General features: G+C 68.7%; 15 protein-coding genes. 11 read left to right on the forward strand and 4 right to left on the reverse strand.

Translation table 11 applies throughout. The features are described 5' to 3' along the window. Window positions 1-25: 25 nt before the first annotated feature. The 8 genes from QP512_RS00585 (at window position 26) to QP512_RS00620 (ending at window position 8,584) form a co-directional block, all read left to right on the forward strand. On the forward strand, window positions 26-772 hold the full coding sequence (locus QP512_RS00585) for an N-acetylmuramoyl-L-alanine amidase (RefSeq protein WP_286070541.1): 747 nt from the start codon (window positions 26-28) through the stop codon (window positions 770-772). A 67-nt stretch (window positions 773-839) separates the two neighbouring features. Beyond that, window positions 840-2,003: an MltA domain-containing protein gene (locus QP512_RS00590; protein WP_286070542.1), complete on the forward strand. Its 1,164-nt coding sequence runs from the start codon at window positions 840-842 to the stop codon at window positions 2,001-2,003. 109 nt (window positions 2,004-2,112) lie between these two features. Then, window positions 2,113-2,427, forward strand: a complete 315-nt coding sequence (locus QP512_RS00595) for a hypothetical protein (RefSeq protein WP_032130155.1) — start codon at window positions 2,113-2,115, stop codon at window positions 2,425-2,427. 137 nt (window positions 2,428-2,564) lie between these two features. Continuing rightward, a complete protein-coding gene (locus QP512_RS00600; RefSeq protein WP_286070543.1) occupies window positions 2,565-4,610 on the forward strand; it encodes a TonB-dependent receptor in 2,046 nt (681 codons plus the stop codon). A 168-nt stretch (window positions 4,611-4,778) separates the two neighbouring features. Continuing rightward, window positions 4,779-5,840: an ATP-binding protein gene (locus tag QP512_RS00605; RefSeq protein WP_286070544.1), complete on the forward strand. Its 1,062-nt coding sequence runs from the start codon at window positions 4,779-4,781 to the stop codon at window positions 5,838-5,840. Further along, window positions 5,833-7,281: a nitrogen regulation protein NR(I) gene (ntrC, locus tag QP512_RS00610; RefSeq protein ID WP_286070545.1), complete on the forward strand. Its 1,449-nt coding sequence runs from the start codon at window positions 5,833-5,835 to the stop codon at window positions 7,279-7,281. Before QP512_RS00605 ends, ntrC begins: the two co-directional genes overlap by 8 nt. Window positions 7,282-7,374: 93 nt before the next feature. Further along, the gene (locus QP512_RS00615; RefSeq protein ID WP_286070546.1) at window positions 7,375-7,944 is read left to right on the forward strand and encodes a superoxide dismutase family protein; all 570 of its coding nucleotides are present in this window, start codon (window positions 7,375-7,377) and stop codon (window positions 7,942-7,944) included. Between the two features lie 31 nt (window positions 7,945-7,975). Then, complete coding sequence (locus tag QP512_RS00620; RefSeq protein ID WP_286070547.1) at window positions 7,976-8,584, forward strand: superoxide dismutase family protein; 609 nt, start codon at window positions 7,976-7,978, stop codon at window positions 8,582-8,584. A 133-nt stretch (window positions 8,585-8,717) separates the two neighbouring features. Here the strand turns inward: QP512_RS00620 and QP512_RS00625 are convergent, their stop codons facing one another. Beyond that, complete coding sequence (locus tag QP512_RS00625) at window positions 8,718-9,605, reverse strand: hypothetical protein (protein WP_286070548.1); 888 nt, start codon at window positions 9,603-9,605, stop codon at window positions 8,718-8,720. A 93-nt stretch (window positions 9,606-9,698) separates the two neighbouring features. Between QP512_RS00625 and QP512_RS00630 the strand changes: the two genes are divergently transcribed. After that, window positions 9,699-10,994 (forward strand): acetyl-CoA C-acetyltransferase, encoded by a 1,296-nt coding sequence (locus QP512_RS00630; protein ID WP_099551602.1) that lies wholly within the window; start codon window positions 9,699-9,701, stop codon window positions 10,992-10,994. A gap of 142 nt (window positions 10,995-11,136) precedes the next feature. Here QP512_RS00630 and QP512_RS00635 read toward each other — a convergent pair whose 3' ends face one another. From QP512_RS00635 to QP512_RS00645, 3 genes are all read right to left on the reverse strand, one after another. Beyond that, a complete protein-coding gene (locus tag QP512_RS00635) occupies window positions 11,137-12,432 on the reverse strand; it encodes a heme biosynthesis HemY N-terminal domain-containing protein (RefSeq protein WP_286070549.1) in 1,296 nt (431 codons plus the stop codon). A 6-nt stretch (window positions 12,433-12,438) separates the two neighbouring features. Then, window positions 12,439-13,416: a uroporphyrinogen-III C-methyltransferase gene (locus QP512_RS00640; protein ID WP_286070550.1), complete on the reverse strand. Its 978-nt coding sequence runs from the start codon at window positions 13,414-13,416 to the stop codon at window positions 12,439-12,441. A gap of 103 nt (window positions 13,417-13,519) precedes the next feature. After that, window positions 13,520-14,329: a uroporphyrinogen-III synthase gene (locus QP512_RS00645; protein ID WP_286070551.1), complete on the reverse strand. Its 810-nt coding sequence runs from the start codon at window positions 14,327-14,329 to the stop codon at window positions 13,520-13,522. 35 nt (window positions 14,330-14,364) lie between these two features. Here QP512_RS00645 and QP512_RS00650 point away from each other — a divergent pair, with 35 nt between their 5' ends. Together QP512_RS00650 and QP512_RS00655 are read left to right on the forward strand one after the other, a co-directional pair. Beyond that, window positions 14,365-14,832: a YiiD C-terminal domain-containing protein gene (locus tag QP512_RS00650; RefSeq protein ID WP_008266702.1), complete on the forward strand. Its 468-nt coding sequence runs from the start codon at window positions 14,365-14,367 to the stop codon at window positions 14,830-14,832. Between the two features lie 32 nt (window positions 14,833-14,864). Continuing rightward, on the forward strand, window positions 14,865-15,290 hold the full coding sequence (locus tag QP512_RS00655) for a hypothetical protein (protein WP_286070552.1): 426 nt from the start codon (window positions 14,865-14,867) through the stop codon (window positions 15,288-15,290). Window positions 15,291-15,345: the final 55 nt, after the last annotated feature.

Genomic DNA, 15,345 nt, shown 5'->3' on the forward strand with positions numbered 1-15,345 from the left:
CGCGCGATCGCGCACAATCAAACGCATGCACCCGATCCGCACCCCCCTGATGCTCTCGGCCTGCCTGCTGCTGGCCGCCTGTGCTTCCGTGCCGCAGGAAAGCCGCAACCCGCTGGCGACCTGGGTACCTTCGCCAAACCAGAACGCACGCGATCCGGTCATCATCGTCATCCACCACACCGAACAGGATTCGGTGCAGCAGAGCCTGCACACGCTGCGTACCGCCAACAGCGGCGGCCGGGTCAGTGCGCATTACCTCATCGGTGCCGATGGCCACCGCTACCAGCTCGTCAGCGACGAGCGCCGCGCCTGGCATGCAGGTTCCGGCCGCTGGGGCACCATCACCGATCTCAACTCGGCCTCCATCGGCATCGAGCTGGACAACAACGGCAGCACGCCATTCACGCAGGCGCAGATCGCATCGCTGATCCTGCTGCTGCGTGACCTCACCGAGCGCCTGAACATTCCGCCGCGGCAGGTGATCGGTCATGCCGATCTCGCGCCGACGCGCAAGGCCGACCCCAGCCGCTTCTTCCCATGGCAGCAGCTGGCCGAAGCCGGCTTCGGCGTATGGCCGCGTGCCAGCGACGGCCCCGCACCGGAAGGGTTTGACGCCTGGAATGCGATGGCCCGCTTCGGCTACCCGATGGAGGATCGCGAAGCGGCCGTCGCTGCCTTCCATCGCCGCTTCCGCGGCAGCGACGACCTGCCGAAGACGCTGGACGCCGAAGACGCCCGCATCCTGCATTCGCTGCTGCTGCAGACGCCGTGACCCGGCGCATGAACGCTGGACCCCACGCCGGGTTGCCGCCCAGCGGCCGGCACTCCACCATGGCGGCATGATCGATTCAGCCACCTTCAAGCGCAGGCACTGCATCCTGCTGGCAGCGGCCGCGCTCGCGGGCTGCTCCACCACCGTCCCCCGCACCGGATCCGACCGGCCGACGGCCGTCACACCGCCGGCGGCGACCTACGCCAAGGTCGCATGGAGCGCACTGCCGCCGGTCACCGACAGCGACCTGCAGGCCGGCTTCGTTGCCTGGCGCAGCAGTTGCAGCCGGCTGAAGAACGATGCGGTCTGGGCAAAGCCCTGCGCCACGGCCGCTGCGGTTTCAGACAATGACCCGGCGGCGATCCGCCAGTTCCTGCAGCGCGACCTCGATGTCTACGCGCTGCGTGCCGGCGGCCACCAGGCCGACGGGCTCATTACCGGCTACTACGAACCGATCTATCCCGGCAGCCTCACCCGCACGGCCACTGCCACGGTGCCGGTGTACGGCACGCCCGATGACCTGATCGTGGTGCAGCTGGACAGCCTCTACCCGGAACTGAAGGGCAAGCGCCTGCGCGGGCGCGTCGAAGGCAAGGTGCTCAAGCCCTATGACGACGCCGGCACGATTGCCAGCAAAGGCGCCAGGGCCCCGGTACTGGCCTGGCTGACCGATCCCATGGACCTGCAGCTGCTGCAGATCCAGGGTTCCGGCCGGGTACGCCTGGCCGATGGCACGCAGGTGCGGCTGGCCTACGCCGAGCAGAACGGCCATCCCTACCGCGCCATTGGCCGCTGGCTGGTGGACCAGGGCCAGCTGAAGAAGGAAGACGTGACCATGGACGCGATCCGCGCCTGGGCGCGGGCCAATCCCGCGCGCGTGCCGGAACTGCTGCGAAGCAACCCCAGCTACGTGTTCTTCGTGCGCAGCGCCGACAGCCCGGAAGGCCCGCGTGGCTCGTTGAACGTGCCGCTGACCGCCGGCTACAGCGTGGCGGTGGATCGGACCGTGGTGCCACTGGGCAGCCTGCTGTGGCTGTCCACCACACGCCCGGATGGCACCCCGGTGGTGCGTCCGGTGGCTGCGCAGGACACCGGCGGCGCCATCGCCGGCGAAGTACGCGCCGACCTGTACTGGGGCAGTGGCGATGCCGCTGGCAAGCTGGCCGGCGACATGAAGCAGAAGGGCAACCTCTGGATGCTGTGGCCGAAAGGTCTGGCGTTGCCACGGTAGGTCGGCTGGGGTCAGATCCGTTTCCGGAGGACAGGGATCTGACCCCTGGATACCTGATAATGGCGTCATTCCGAACCTTCCGGCCGCGCCTGCGGCCAGGCCCCCTGCAATGACCTACGCAAAGCACAACGCAAAACCCGGCGCGAAGTCCGCCGCAAAGAAGTACTACAAGCACTGGGCCGAATCGGGCCTGGGCAAGGGCAACGTGCTGATGGAGGCCCGCGGCGAGAAGATCGTGCGCCAGGTGGAAATCTACGGCACCAAGATGGTCTGGGCCGACGAGCATGCCCACAGCGATGACCGCTTCCTGCTGGCCGACCAGCCGGTGTCGTTCCTGGATTTCGACGAGGACGACGAAATTTCCGCGCGCGAATTTGAAAGCGCCTGGAAGAAGGCCAGGGAAGCCACCGGCTACCCGGTGTAAGCACCGCTCCACCCCCTGTGTAGGGTCGAGCCATGCTCGACTGCGGTTTGCCAGGCGCCGTCGAGCATGGCGCGACTCTACATGGCAGGTGCTTGAAATGTTATATGATTACATTTCATCCGCACCCTTCCACCCCCATGAAGACCTCCACGCTGGTGGCCGCCCTCGCGGCCGCCCCGTTCGCTCCTGAAGCTTTCGCACAGTCCGCCGATGCCGCGCTCACCCTCGGCAAGGTGCAGGTGCACCAGCATGGCGAAGGCCAGCTCAGCGCACACCAGGTGCTGACCTCGGTGGACGTGCTGGGCGCGGACCAGATCGAAGACCGCAACGTCTCGCACAGCTGGGAACTGCTGGGGCAGATGCCCGGCATCCAGCTCACCGAAACCCGGCAGGGTGCGGAGTCGGGCAAGGTCAGCTTCCGCGCCTTCAACGGCGAGGGCTACCTCAACGCGATCAAGACCCTCATCGACGGCATCCCCAGCAACGTCAACAGCGGCAACCAGCGCTTCATCGACATGCTGTTCCCGCTGGAAATCAGCTACATCGAAGTGGTGCGCGGGACCAACGACCCGCGCTACGGCCTGCACAACATTGGCGGCAACGTGAACTTCGGTACGCGCCAGGGCGGCACCTACACCGATGCGCGGCTGGCCTACGGCAGCTACAACACCCGCGATGCGCAGCTTGCCGTGGGCCGTGAAGCGGATGGCTTCGCCCAGAACTACTTCGTCGGCACCCAGGCCAGTGATGGCTACCGCGACCATGACACCTCGAAGAAGTATTCGCTGGGCGGCAAATGGTTCCATGGCTCGCTGGACGACGGCCTGCGCGTGGGCCTGACCGCGCGCGCCTACCACCACGAAGCGGACGAACCCGGCTTCATGACGGCCGACGAACTGCGCACGCACCGCCGTGGCAGCGACCTGCGCAACGGCAACGATGGCGATGACCGCGACATGCGGCAGATCGCCGCGCACGTGGATTTGAAGCTCTCTCACTCGCTCACCTTCGGCACGCGGCTGTACTACAACCGCTATGAAGATGATCGCCGGGTGACCTTCAGCGATCTGCCCACCGGCAACCTGCCGCGCCAGCGCCGCGTGTGGGATGAGCGGCAGACCGGCCTGCTCAGCACGCTCACCTGGCAGGCCAGCCCCGCGCTGACCGTGGAAGGCGGCCTGAACTACGAACAGCAGGACAACGGCTACATCCGCGAGCGCTACGCCTACGCCGAACCCACTGATTTCAGCCAGGCCCCGGCGCGCGTGCAGAACAACGACCGCCACAGCTTCGACAACTGGGGCGCCTACGTGCAGGCCATCTACCAGCCCGCCGAGGCGTGGAAGATCGTGCCGGCCTACCGTATCGACCGCTTCAGTGGCAGCACGCACCTGATGAGCGGCATCAGCGGCCGCTTGCAGGACTACGGCACGATCGGCCAGCCCAAGCTGAGCGTCATCCACAGCCTGGGCGAAACCACCCACGTCTACGCGAACTGGGGCCGCACCTTCCAGGTGCTCACCGGCTCCACCGCGCCGGCCTACCTCACCCCGGGACAGGCGCCGATGCAGCCGTCCACCAACACCGGCATGGAGCTGGGCCTGAAGTTCCAGCCGTTCGCCGGCAGCCAGGCGCGGCTGGCGGTGTGGCAGCAGGATGCGGAAAACGAGGTGTCCAACATGCCGGCCACCGGGACCACGGTCACCCTGGGCAAGACCCGCCGCCGCGGCGTGGATGCGCAGTTGAGCCTGCAACTTGGCGATGACTGGACGCTGTGGGCCTCGCACGCCTATCAGGAAGCGAAGATCACCCGCGACGAGCGCGATGCCAGCATTTCGCTGCAGGGCAGGGAAGTGGCGGCCACCCCGCGCCATATCAGCAACCTGGGCGTGGACTACCGCGCCAGCGACGCGCTGCGCCTCGGCCTGCAGGCGCGCGCGCAGGGCGACTACTACCTGGAAGAGCGCAACGTGGCGGGCAAGTTCGGCGGCTTCGCCGTGCTCGACCTCAGCGCCGCGTATCAGATCAACCCGCGCTGGAGCGTGGACCTGCAGCTGAAGAACGTTACCGGCCGCGAGTACGCCTACGTCTGGTACGACAGCTTCTTCTGGGACAGCGCCCGACCGATGTTCTCGCCGGCCCCGGGCCGCAGCGTGTTCGTCGGCCTGAACATGAAGCTGTAACCGGCCACGCATCCGGTAGTGGTTCAGCGTGCTCGACCTGCCGGGGTCAGAGCCCTTTCCTCGCAGAAAGAGATCCGACCCCGGACCCCGCAGCGCAAGGGGTCAGATCCCTTTCCGCGAGGAAAGGGCTCTAACCCCGAACCCGCGCTTTTGCACTACATTGGTGCAATGTCCGACCCCGCACCCCCGCCGTCCCTCGATGCCCTCGGCACGCCGCTGGCCTGGGCCGGGGCCGATGGCCGCATCATCGGCTGCAATCCCGCCTTTGCCCGCTGGCTGGGCGTCAGTGGCCGCCGCCTGCTGGGCCAGCCGCTCGCCGCGCTGGAAGTGCAGGGCGAGGCCCTGGCCCATTTCCTGGCCCGCGACGAGCGCGACAGCCTGCGCCTGAACCGGCTGGCGCTGGCCGTGCCGGGCGAGGCGCCGCGTTTCGCCGAGGGCTGGATGAGCCGCCGCGACGATGGCGGCTGGCTGCTGGAAGCACATCCGGTGGACGAATTCCCCGGCCTGGACCCGACCCAGGCCCTGCCCAGTGCGCTCAGTGCCGCGCTGAAGGGCCTGGCCCACGAGCTGCGCAATCCGCTGGCCGGCCTGAAGGGCGCGGCGCAGCTGCTGGCCCGCCGCGCCGCCCAGCGCGACGCCAGCGAACGTGAGCTGATCGAGCTGATCGGCTCGGAGATCGAACGCCTCAATGGCCTGCTCGACCAGCTGCTGTCGCCCGCCCCGGCCGCGCCGCATGCCGAACTGAACATCCATGCCGCGCTGGAGCGCGTGCTGCGCCTGGCCGAGAGCGAGGCCGGCTGGGCGGTGCGCTTGCAGCGCGACTATGACCCCAGCATTCCTGAATTCCATGGCGACGCCGATCGCCTCACCCAGGCCGTGTGGAATCTGGTGCGCAATGCGATCCAGGCCGGCGCCGGCAACATCACCCTGCGCACGCGGGTGGAGCATGGCGTGCGCATCACCGAGCAGCTGCACACCCTGGCCCTGCGCCTGGAAATCGCCGATGACGGCCGCGGCGTGCCCGAGGAACTGGCCGAGCACCTGTTCCTGCCGCTGGTCAGTGGCCGCGCCGAAGGCACCGGATTGGGCCTGGCGCTGGCCCAGCAGGTGGCGCGCGAGCATCGCGGCACGCTCACCTACCGCTCGCGCCCCGGCCATACCGTGTTCACCCTGCTGCTGCCGATCGGCAACGGCGCCGCCCCGGCCGAGGAGGCCCTGCGCGATGTCTGAGTCTTCATCGTCCCCGCAGCGCATCTGGGTGGTCGACGACGACCGCGCCGTGCGCTTCGTGCTGTGCACCGCGCTGCGTGAGGCGGGCTACCAGGTCGTTGATTTCGACAGCGCCGCGCCTGCGTTGCAGGCCTTGAGCGAGGGCCCGCCGCCGGCGCTGCTGTTCACCGATGTACGCATGCCCGGCGACGACGGCCTGGTGCTGCTGGACAAGCTCAAGGCCGCGCTGCCGCAGCTGCCGGTGGTGGTGATGTCCGCCTACACCGATGTGGCCAGCACGGCGGGGGCATTCCGCGGTGGCGCGCATGAGTTCCTGTCCAAGCCGTTTGATCTGGACGATGCGGTGGCGCTGGCACAGCGCGTGCTGCCGGCTGTGGCACCGGCACTGGCCGCGCCCACGCCTGCCGCCGAAACGCACAGCGACCAGCCGCCGCAACTGGTGGGCGATACCCCGCCGATGCGCGCGCTGTTCCGCGCCATCGGTCGCCTGGCACAGGCGCCGTTGGCGGTGCTGATCACCGGCGAGACCGGCACCGGCAAGGAACTGGTGGCCAATGCGCTGCATCGTGAATCACCCCGCGCGCACGGTCCGTTCGTCGCGCTCAATACCGCGGCGATTCCCGCCGAACTGCTGGAGAGCGAGCTGTTCGGCCACGAGGCCGGTGCCTTCACCGGCGCGCAGCGCCGCCATATCGGCCGTTTCGAGCAGGCCGACGGCGGCACGCTGTTCCTGGATGAAATCGGCGACATGCCGCTTCCGCTGCAGACGCGCCTGTTGCGCGTGCTGGCGCAGGGCGAGTTCTTCCGCGTCGGTGGCCGCGAGCTGATCCGCGTCGACGTGCGCGTGGTGGCCGCCACCCACCAGGATCTGGAGGGACTGGTCGCGGAGGGGAAGTTCCGCGCCGATCTGCTGCACCGCCTGGACGTGGTGCGCCTGCAGCTGCCGCCACTGCGCGAGCGCCGCGAGGACATCGCGCAATTGGCCAGCACCTTCCTGGCTGCCGCCGCACGCAAGCTGGATACGCCGCCGAAGCGCCTGACCGCCGCGGCCCTGCAGGCGCTGCGCGAGCACGACTGGCCGGGCAATGTGCGCGAGCTGGAGAATGTGTGCTGGCGGATGGCCGCGCTGGCCGCCGCCGACACCATCGGCGTGGCCGACGTCGATACCGCGCTCAATCGCGCGCGTGGCCGCCGCAGCCCCGCGCACGGTGCCGATCCGGGGCAGTGGGAAGTGCTGCTGGCCGAGTGGGCACGGCGGCAGCTGGCCGAAGGCGTGGAAGGGCTGCATGCGCAGGTGCGCGAGCGGGTCGACCATGCGCTGCTGGAAGCCGCGCTGCAGATCACCCATGGGCGCCGCGCAGAAGCCGCTGCCCGCCTGGGCCTGGGCCGCAATACCCTTACCCGCAAGCTGGGCGCCGGACGTCGCCGCGGGGGCCATTGAACGGCCTCTGCACGCGATCCTCGCGCCCGCTTGCCGAACTGTTGATCGTTCATGGACGATGCCGTCCGTAGTGTCATCTGCAAGGAGTCTTCGATGCGTCTGTCCTTTGCCATCCTCCCGTTGTCCGCCGCCGTGCTGCTGTCTGCCTGTGGCAGCGCGCCCAAGAAGGCCGAGCCCACCCCGCCGCCGCCGACCGTGGTCAGCGCTGCGAAACAGGCCGAGGCCAATCTGTCGCCGTCGTCGGCCAGCATCGTCAGTGGCCGCCTGGCATTGATGGTGGAGCCTGGTGGCCTGCACATCACCGGCCTGATCGGTGGCCTGCAGCCGATGCAGCAGGCCGGCTTCCACATCCACGAGCGCGGCGACTGCAGCGCGGTGGATGCCAGCAGTGCCGGCAACCACTTCAACCCCGGTGGCGCCGCGCATGGCCGCGCCGGCACCGGCAAGCACCACCTGGGCGACATGGACAATCTGCGTGCCGACGCCCAGGGCCGCGCCAACGTCGATATCCACCTCAAGGGCGTTACCCTTGGCGGAGGCGCCGCCACCGATATCGCCGGACGTGCACTGGTCGTGCATGCCAACGCCGACGACTATCGCAGCCAGCCCGCCGGCAATGCCGGCGTCCGCATCGCCTGTGGCGTGATCCGGGTTGTCCGCTGATCACTGCAGGCATCATCCAGGGAGAGATTCCATGCGTTTGATCCACACTTCGCTGTTCGCTGCCATCACCGCGCTGGGCCTGGCGGCCTGCGGCCAGCAGCCCGCCGCACCGCAGGCGGAAACCGCACCGGCGGCGCCGGCGGCCACCACTGAACCGGCTGCCGCACCGGCACCGGCCGCCGATGCTTCGGCCACCGCCGAGCTGGCTCCGACCCAGGGCAACGAAGCCAAGGGCAGCGTCACCTTCAAGGTGGTCGACGGCAAGGTTCACGTGACCGGCCAGATCAGCGGCCTGAAGCCGGGCAGCGAGCACGGCTTCCACATCCACGAGAAGGGCGACTGCAGCGCGCCGGATGGCATGAGCGCCGGCGGCCACTTCAACCCGGGCCACCAGGATCACGGCAACGTGGCCACCGATCCGCACCACGGCGGCGACATGCCCAACATCAAGGCCGACGACAAGGGCGTGGCCACCATCGACGGTCCCGTCTCCAGCAACGTCAACATCGGCAAGGGCGATGACTTCGACATCATCGGCCGCGGCCTGATCGTCCACGCCGACGCGGACGACTACAAGACCCAGCCGACCGGCAACGCCGGCGCGCGCCTGGCCTGTGCGGTGATCAAGAAGGCCCCGTAAGGCGCACGTGCCGCCTGTAGAGCCGAGCCCACGCTCGGCGGCTCTGCAGGCGGCCTGAGCCGAGCATGGGCTCGGCTCTACAACAAAGCGTACAGGTAGCGCCGGGCCATGCCCGGCGGAATACGTCCGTCGATCAGCGCGCCAGCAGCTCGCGCGCGTCCTGCCCGGCCTCGCAGTGCACGAACAGCACCGGCACGCCGTGCGCTTCCAGCACCGCCGCCATCTGCCGCTGGCGCATCAGGAACTGCTCGTAGATGCCCTTCAGGCGATCGCAGTCGTTGTTGCTGTGGTTGTAGTGCGCGCACCAGCCGGCCGGGTCGAACAGCGCCATGCGTGCCTCGCCGTGGGTGTAACGCAGCAGCGGCTCGGGTGCGGCGTTGAGCCATTCGTCCTCACCCGGCGCCATGATCGCCGTCTCGATCAGCGGCCACAGCGCGGCCAGGCCCTGGTTGTCGTACTGCATCGACATCATCGCGGCCAGATCGTTCACGGTGAAGTAGCGCGCGTGCTCGATGCGGGCACCGAAGGTGTTCTGTGCCATCAATGCGGTGTCGGCATGCGCCATGCCGTTGGCCAGCAGGGTTTCTTCCAGCGCGTTGGCCACAGCGTTGGTGGTGGCCACGTCGCTGCCGGTCAGCAGGAACGGCACTACGCGCAGGCCACCGCCCACCAGGCTGGCATCGGCCTGGAACGGCAGCGGCACGTCACCCTGGGCGTCGGTGCCGAAGGCGAGCAGGCGCGGACCCTGGTTGCGGCCCGGTGCCCGCATCTGCAGTTCTTCCAGGCGGCGATGGATCGGCCAGCCCGGGCGCAGCACTTCGGCCGGGTCGAAATGGGCGGCGGCGAACACCAGGTCCAGCTCGGCCACCTGCGGCACCAGCTTGGACAGGTCGCGGCCGACGCGATCGGCCAGTTCACCGGCCTGTTCGGCGCTGAGTACCGCCTGGCGGGGGATTTCGCCGCCGGCCAGTTCCAGGGCCAGCACGCCAAGGGCATTCATCGCGGGGTCGGGTTTGCTCATGGTTCCACGGTTGGCCCATCACAGGGCGGCAGCTACACTTGGCTCCATTATGCCTGCTCCGTCGTGCAGGCCATGTTGCAGACACCCTCATCCATGCCAGGTATCTCCATGCCCAATGCTCGTCCCGTCGCCATCCTCGGTGGCGTCCGCATTCCGTTCTGCCGCCAGAACACCGCGTATTCGGATGTCGGCAACCTCGGCATGTCGGTCCGTACGCTGGGCGCACTGGTCGAACGGTTCGGCCTGCATGGCCAGCAGCTGGGTGAAGTGGCGATGGGTGCGGTGATCAAGCACTCCAGCGACTGGAACCTCGGCCGCGAGGCCACGCTGTCTTCCGGCCTGTCGCCGCTGACCCCGGGCATCACCCTGCAGCGCGCCTGCGGCACCTCGCTGGACAGCATCATCACTGTCGCCAACAAGATCGCGCTGGGCCAGATCGAATCCGGCATCGGCGGCGGTTCGGACACCACCTCCGACGTGCCGATCGTCTACGGCAAGAAGCTGCGCGCGCGCCTGCTGGCGGCCAACCGCGCCAAGAGCACCGGCGACAAGATCCGCGCGTTGACCGCCGGCTTCAAGTTCTCTGAACTGAAGCCCGAGTTCCCCGGCGTGGCCGAGCCGCGCACCGGCAAGAGCATGGGCGACCACTGCGAGGACATGGCCAAGGAATGGAACATCTCGCGCGACTCGCAGGACGAGTGGGCGGTGTCCTCGCACAAGAAGCTGGCCGCCGCTTATGAGCGCGGCTTCTTCAACGACCTGATCGCACCGTTCCGTGGTGTCGAGCGCGACAACATCCTGCGCCCGGATACCTCGCTGGAAAAGCTCGCCACGCTGAAGCCGGCCTTCGACAAGGTCTCCGGCCGCGGCACGCTCACCGCCGCCAACTCCACCCCGCTCACCGACGGCGCCGCTGCGGTCCTGCTGGCCAGCGAAGAGTGGGCGCGTGCACACGGTCACGAGCCGCAGGCCTACCTGCGTGATGCGCACGTCTCTGCGGTGGACTTCGTGCATGGCGAAGGCCTGCTGATGGCGCCGACCGTGGCCGTACCGGAAATGCTCAAGCGCAATGGCCTGACCCTGCAGGACTTCGACATCTACGAGATCCACGAAGCCTTCGCTGCGCAGGTGCTGTGCACCCTGCGCGCGTGGGAGAGCGAGGACTACTGCCGCAACCGCCTGGGCCTGGACGCACCGCTGGGCCGCATCGATCCGGACAAGATCAACCTGCTGGGTTCGTCGCTGGCCACGGGCCACCCGTTCGCCGCCACCGGCGCCCGCGTGATCGCCACGGCGGCCAAGCAGCTTGCCGAGCGTGGCGGTGGCCGCGCGCTGGTGTCGATCTGCACCGCTGGCGGCATGGGTGTAGTGGCGATCGTCGAACGCTGATCGCATCCATCGAACAATAGAAAAACGCCGCCCATCGGGCGGCGTTTTTTTTTGTTCGGATTGTTGCTCCGGTGGGTGCCAAGCATGCTTGGCGCGTTGCCAGATTCACCGGTGGATGCCGGCCAGCGGCCGGCATTGCCCATCAGGGAAAGCGCGGGTTGCCGAACTCATCGCGCTCTTCGTTGGCGTCATACACCGGCGGCTGCACCGCGATCGGCTGCTCTTCCACCGTGGTCCGCGACGGCGCTTCAATGCCGCGCACCAGATCCAGGCTGTCCTCGCCGCGCTGCAGGCGCAGTGCATTGGCCAGGCACTGCGCGGCCAGTGCGTGATCGCCACGCTGTGCGAACAGTTCACCCAGCGCTTCCCACGCCGGTGCACCGGCGCCCGCGGCGATGGCTTCGTGCAGGAACGCATCGGCGGCATCCCACTGCTGCTGGGCCAGCGCCACGCGGCCCTGTGCCAGGCGCAGCGCGGCCGAGCCGTCATGCACGTTGCGCCAGCGCGCCAGGTTGCTCTGGCGCGTGGCCAGGCGCTCGGCCGGCAGGCGGCCATACAGCGCAACCAGTTCGTCGTCCCAGCGATGGTCCAGGGCCTGTTCCAGCGCCAGCAGCGCGGGCTCGTCCCAGTTCAGTGCCACCGCGCGGGTGGCATACGCGCCAACCACGTCCGGGGTGGGGCGCAGCGCCTTCGGCGTGGCTTCCCACTGCGCGGCCAGCGCGTTGACGTCGGCTGCTTCCAGCAGCGCCTGTGCGGCCAGACGGGCTTCCAGTTCGCTGTTCGCATCGGCCGGCAACACCTTGCTCTGCCGCAGTGCGCCCAGTTGGCCGTACGCCTCGTGGGCGCGGCCGGCCTGTGCCAGTGCTTCGGTGCGCAGCCACAGGCCGCGCGGCGGCAGCGGCTGGATCGCCGCCACGTCCAGCACATTGATCGCATCCACCGGCAGATCGCGGGCGATCAGTTGTTCGGCGCGCAGCAGCGCCTGCAGCGTGGCATCGCTTTCGCCAAGGCGCTGCAACAGCGCCTCGCCAGCGGGGCCATCGGCACGCGCCTGCGCGCTGCGCACGGCATTGGCCAGCGCCACGCCACTCACTTCCGGGTCCTTGGCCGCGCCATCAAGCAGCTTCTCGGCACGCTGCCACTGGCCGTGCTCATAGGCCTGCAGGCCGTCGATCAGGCGCACCCGGCCCTGTTTGCGGCGATAGCGGCCCCAGGCCCGGAACGGTGCGGCGATCAGGCTCCACAGCAGCCACAGCACCAGCACCGCGATCACCGACAGCAGGGCCACCTTCGGCAGATTGCTGTGATAGTCGTAGCCACCGTAGCGCAGGGTCACTTCGCCGAAGCGGTTGAGGTCATCGGCGCCGAGCCATTGCGCGGCGACCACGCCGATGGCCACGGCCAGCAACAGCACGACCAGGGATTGCAGGGGTTTCATGCGGGATTACCTCCGGTCGGTCTGGGTGCGCAGTTGCTGCAGGGTGCTGCCAAGAACGGTACTGCTGGCCTGCAGCGGAAGCTCGCGCAAGGCCTTCAGTTCAGCACGCTGCGCGCGCAGGGCCGGTGAATCCGGCCAGCGCCGCTGTGCCCAATGCTCCACGCGTGCCAGCGCAGTATCGCGACCGGCGCGGTCGCCGCGCTCGATCGCGGCGCGCGCCAGGGTCAGTTCCAGCTGCAGTGCATCGTCGGCGTTACGGCGTTCGGCTGCGGTCAGTGGGCCGTTCTGGCGGCTCGGGGTGATGTCCACGAACGGGGCCAGCGTCGATTGCCACCACGGTTTTGCCGTGTGCATCGCCGCGTCGCCAGTCACCTGCGAGGGCAGGCCCTGCAATGCTTTGGCCACTGCATCCAGTCGCTGCAGCGCCTGCACGCGCGGTCCAGCGCCGAGCGCATCAAGCGCATCGCGCTCCTGCACCAGCGCCTGGCGCAGGTTCAGGCCCTCGCTGTCCGGCAGGTCGGCCAGTGCGGTGGCGGCCTGTGCGTACAGGCGGCGTGCGCCGTCCACGTCGTCGGCGTAGTTCAACCGCTGTGCGGCCTGGGTCAGCAGCAGTTCGGCCTCATCGCGCTGTACCGCCTGGCGGCCCTGGTTGGCGCTGTCGGCCAGCTTGGCCAGGTTCTCTTCCAACAGCGAACTGCGCTGCGAAAGGCCCAGCATCTCGTCGCGCAGCACGCGGTTGGTGGCCGCCGCATCCTGCAGGCGCTGGCTGGTCGCGCGCTGGTCGCGGCGCAGCGCATCCAGCGTGGCTTCCAGGCCCTGCAACTGCACGGCGGTGGTCTGCGCCTGCGCGTGCTGCTCTTCCTGCTGCTGCTGCCAGACGTACCAGCCGGCATAGCCGCCCGCGCCAAGCACGACCACGCCGGCCAGCGGCAGCAGCCAGCGCACGTGTCGATGGGGTGGAGCAGCGGGCGCAGTGTCGTTCATCGGGCTTCCTTGTCGGCTGTGTTGCCAGTCGGTTCCGGCAGGCCGCGTTGTGCACAGCATTACTGTTGCCGACGGCAGCGGCAAGCGTGACGCCCGTCCCTGTTCAGGTCGCTGCCGGGCCGGTGAGCGTGGCGTGTGCAGCGGCGACCAACTGCTCAGTGGTCGGCCCGGCGCTGCGCGCCACATGGTGCAGGCCCAGACCGCATGCCTGCTCACCCAGCCGATCGCTGGCGACCACAACGCTGGCGTGGGCCTGCAGGCGGTGCTGCAGCGCAGGCGGAAGCTGCTGCCAGAAATGCTGGAGCGCTTCACCACTGCTGACCGCCAGCACCCAGGGGTACGCTGAACGCGCCAGCCGGGCCAATACGCGCGGTTGCAGGCCCAGCAGACGGCGCTGATAGACGTCGGCGCGTTCAAGGGTGGCACCGGCCGCCTGCAGCTGCGTGGCAATCAGGCCACGCCCACCGGGCGCGGTCACCAGGCCGATGCGCAGCCCCTGCACGTCGGCCACTACCGGCAGGGCAAGCAGGCCTTCGCTGTCCATCCGCTGCGGTGCATGCACCTCGGCAACGCCCTGTGCCCGCAGTGCGCGCGCGGTGCCTTCGCCCACCGTCAGCCAGGGGCTGCGCTGCGCGGCGGCCAGCGGCATCAGTGCGGCGGCTGCGGCCACGGCGGCTGGGCTGGTGAACACCACGCGGTCGCAGTTCAGCGCGCGTTGCAGCTGGCGTACCACAGGCATGCCCTGCAGGCGCTGCAAGCGCCAGGGGGGCAGGGCCACCACATGCCCGCCCAGCCCAGCAACGGCGCGGCGCAATGCCGCATTCTGGCCTTGCGGGCGCAGCGAAATGAAGGTCCAGCCCGCTTTGGAACCCGCGGCGCCAGTGGGTATCGTATGGTCGGCCATTGCCTGCATTATGCGGGCCCTTCGTTGTCGTGGTCGCTGCTCCGATGTCCGTTGATGCCCTGACTTCCTCGCTGGCCGCCCTGCAGGACGTGCTGGACTGCATGCCCGCGGTCCGCGCCATGCAGATCCAGCTCGATGGCTATGCCGACGGCGTGCTGCGCATCACCGCGCCGCTGGCCGCCAACGTCAACGACAAGGGCAACGCCTTCGGTGGCAGCCTGGCGTCGGTGCTGACCCTGTCCGGCTGGGCCTTGGTCAGCCTGCGCCTGCGCCTGGCCGGCCACGATGCCGAGGTCTATGTGGCCGACAGCAACCTGCGCTACCTGGCGCCGGTCTACGAAGACCTGCACGCCCATGCCGAAGCGGCCGAAGCCAGCGGCTGGGACGCCTTCCTGAATACCTTCCGCCAGCGCCGCAAGGCCCGCATCAGCATCATCGCCACCCAGCCAGGTGCCGATGGCAAGCCGGCCGCCGAGTTCAGCGGTCGCTTTGTTGCCTTCGCCAAAGGGTAGGATGGCAGGCTGACGTTCTGGGGAAACCACCGATGCGCCGCCTCATCCAGCTCCTGATCTGTACCCTGCTGCTGGCCAGCGCCGCAGCTTCGGCCGACGACTTCAGCCGCAAGCAGCGCAAGCTGCTGGAAGAGACCCAGATCGCTTACGGGGCGACCATCCGCTGGGGCAGCATGGACGATGCCATCGGCTATCTGGACCCCAAGCAGCGCAAGGAAAAGCCGCCCACCGAGTTCGAGCTCAACCGCTACGCACAGCTGCGCGTGTCGTCCTACCGCGAGCGCAGCAGCGCCGCGCTGGAAGGCGGTCTGGTCGAGCGCCGGGTCGAAATCGGGGTGATCAACCAGAACACCCAGGCCGAACGCACCGTGATGGTGGTCGAGCGCTGGCGCTGGGATCCGGAGGCCAAGCGCTGGTGGCAGACCGCCGGCCTGCCGGACCTGTGGAAGGGGCAGTGACGGGCCGCGTCCGGCTTGTGCGACAATCGGCGCCCGCTTAATCGACCCGTGACCT

Source organism: Stenotrophomonas sp. 57 (genome assembly GCF_030291075.1).
Lineage (GTDB): Bacteria > Pseudomonadota > Gammaproteobacteria > Xanthomonadales > Xanthomonadaceae > Stenotrophomonas.

Bases quoted from the DNA above. Each gene is read 5' to 3' on its own strand.
- QP512_RS00585 (WP_286070541.1), top strand. From the start codon at position 26: ATGCACCCGATCCGCACCCCCCTGATGCTCTCGGCCTGCCTGCTGCTG.
- QP512_RS00590 (WP_286070542.1), top strand. From the start codon at position 840: ATGATCGATTCAGCCACCTTCAAGCGCAGGCACTGCATCCTGCTGGCA.
- QP512_RS00595 (WP_032130155.1), top strand. From the start codon at position 2,113: ATGACCTACGCAAAGCACAACGCAAAACCCGGCGCGAAGTCCGCCGCA.
- QP512_RS00600 (WP_286070543.1), top strand. From the start codon at position 2,565: ATGAAGACCTCCACGCTGGTGGCCGCCCTCGCGGCCGCCCCGTTCGCT.
- QP512_RS00605 (WP_286070544.1), top strand. From the start codon at position 4,779: ATGTCCGACCCCGCACCCCCGCCGTCCCTCGATGCCCTCGGCACGCCG.
- ntrC (WP_286070545.1), top strand. From the start codon at position 5,833: ATGTCTGAGTCTTCATCGTCCCCGCAGCGCATCTGGGTGGTCGACGAC.
- QP512_RS00615 (WP_286070546.1), top strand. From the start codon at position 7,375: ATGCGTCTGTCCTTTGCCATCCTCCCGTTGTCCGCCGCCGTGCTGCTG.
- QP512_RS00620 (WP_286070547.1), top strand. From the start codon at position 7,976: ATGCGTTTGATCCACACTTCGCTGTTCGCTGCCATCACCGCGCTGGGC.
- QP512_RS00625 (WP_286070548.1), bottom strand. From the start codon at position 9,605: ATGAGCAAACCCGACCCCGCGATGAATGCCCTTGGCGTGCTGGCCCTG.
- QP512_RS00630 (WP_099551602.1), top strand. From the start codon at position 9,699: ATGCCAGGTATCTCCATGCCCAATGCTCGTCCCGTCGCCATCCTCGGT.
- QP512_RS00635 (WP_286070549.1), bottom strand. From the start codon at position 12,432: ATGAAACCCCTGCAATCCCTGGTCGTGCTGTTGCTGGCCGTGGCCATC.
- QP512_RS00640 (WP_286070550.1), bottom strand. From the start codon at position 13,416: ATGAACGACACTGCGCCCGCTGCTCCACCCCATCGACACGTGCGCTGG.
- QP512_RS00645 (WP_286070551.1), bottom strand. From the start codon at position 14,329: ATGCAGGCAATGGCCGACCATACGATACCCACTGGCGCCGCGGGTTCC.
- QP512_RS00650 (WP_008266702.1), top strand. From the start codon at position 14,365: ATGTCCGTTGATGCCCTGACTTCCTCGCTGGCCGCCCTGCAGGACGTG.
- QP512_RS00655 (WP_286070552.1), top strand. From the start codon at position 14,865: ATGCGCCGCCTCATCCAGCTCCTGATCTGTACCCTGCTGCTGGCCAGC.